This is a genomic window from Streptomyces sp. NPDC007875 (genome assembly GCF_042868035.1).
Lineage (GTDB): Bacteria > Actinomycetota > Actinomycetes > Streptomycetales > Streptomycetaceae > Streptomyces > Streptomyces antimycoticus.
This window is the reverse complement of record NZ_JBIADZ010000110.1, coordinates 1-1,454: the sequence shown is the minus strand read 5'-3', so window position 1 is coordinate 1,454 and position 1,454 is coordinate 1. Positions and strand designations below refer to the sequence as shown.

General features: G+C 68.4%; 1 protein-coding gene. It reads right to left on the bottom strand.

Annotated features, from left to right (window positions below; genetic code table 11):
* A partial coding sequence (locus tag ACFYOY_RS49155; protein ID WP_388594660.1) for an acyltransferase domain-containing protein occupies positions 1-1,385 on the bottom strand: 1,385 nt, incomplete at its 3' end.
* Between the last annotated feature and the right edge of the window lie 69 nt (positions 1,386-1,454).

The window sequence follows — 1,454 nt, the reverse complement described above, 5'->3', positions numbered from 1 at the left end:
CCGAACAGGGCGCCGAAGTCGACGCCTACGCCTGCCACATGCAGTCGAGCGACGGCGGACAACAGCGCACGGACCTCGTCGCCCTCCCGCCGAAGCGACGGCACCACCACGGACTCTGCGGCCGACTCCTCCGGCAGACAGTCCCCGACCATCGCGGACAGCACCGCATCCGGCGCCAACTCGAGGTAGGTACTCACCCCATAGTCGGCAAACGCCCGCACACCGTCCGCGAACCGTACCGCCGCACGCACGTGCTCCACCCAGTACTCCGGCGAACGCACCATCTCCGCATCCGCCAACGCCCCCGTCACATTCGACACCAGGGGAATCACCGGCGCCGAGAACGACAAGCCTTCCACCACCTGCCGGAACTGCTCCAGCATCGGCTCCATCCGGACCGAGTGGAACGCATGCGAAACCGCCAACCGCCTCGTCCGACACCCCCGCCCCGACAGCTCCTCCACCACCCGCAATACCGGCCCCTCATCACCGGAAAGCACCACAGCCGAAGGACCATTCACCGCCGCGATATCCACCCCCGCCACCAGCAACGGACGCACCTCGTCCTCACCCCCGGCCACCGCCACCATCACCCCACCCTCAGGCAACGCCTCCATCAACCGACCCCGCGCCGCCACCAACACCACCGCATCCGCCAACGACAACACACCCGCCACATACGCCGCCACCACCTCACCCACCGAATGCCCACCCACCACATCCACCACCACACCCCACGACTCCACCAACCGGAACAACCCCACCTCCACCGCAAACAACCCCGCCTGAGCAAACACCGTCCGCTCCAGCAGTTCCCCATCCCCAAACACCACCTCCCGCACCGAACCCGACACACCACCCCCACCCAGCTCACGGTCCAACGCCTCACACACCACGTCGAAAGCTTCCCGGAACACCGGAAACACCTCATACAACCCACGCCCCATCCCCACCCGCTGACACCCCTGACCAGCGAACAACACCCCCAACCGACCACGCACCACCGCCCCCGACACCACACCCACCCCCGACACACCCCGCGCCACCGCACCCAACCCCACCAACGCCTCCTCCCGATCCCCCGCCACCACCACCGCACGATCCGACAACCCCGCCCGCCCACAACCCAACGCAAGGGCGAACTCGCCGAGATCCTGGTTCGGTCGCTGATCCAGGAAGGACAGCAGCCGCTGTGCCTGAGCGCGCAGCGCGCCCTCGCCTCGCGCGGACACCGGAAGAAGCGCCAGGCCGCCCGGCAGCTGCGGAGCAGGTGGGGCGAGCTCAGGTACGTCCAAGGGCTGTTCCAGGATGACGTGGGCGTTGGTGCCGCTGACCCCGAACGCGGACACCCCGGCCCGGCGCGGACGCCCCACCTCCGGCCACACCCGCTCCTCGGTCAACAACTCCACCGCACCCGCCGACCAATCCACCTGCGACGACGGCTCATCCACATG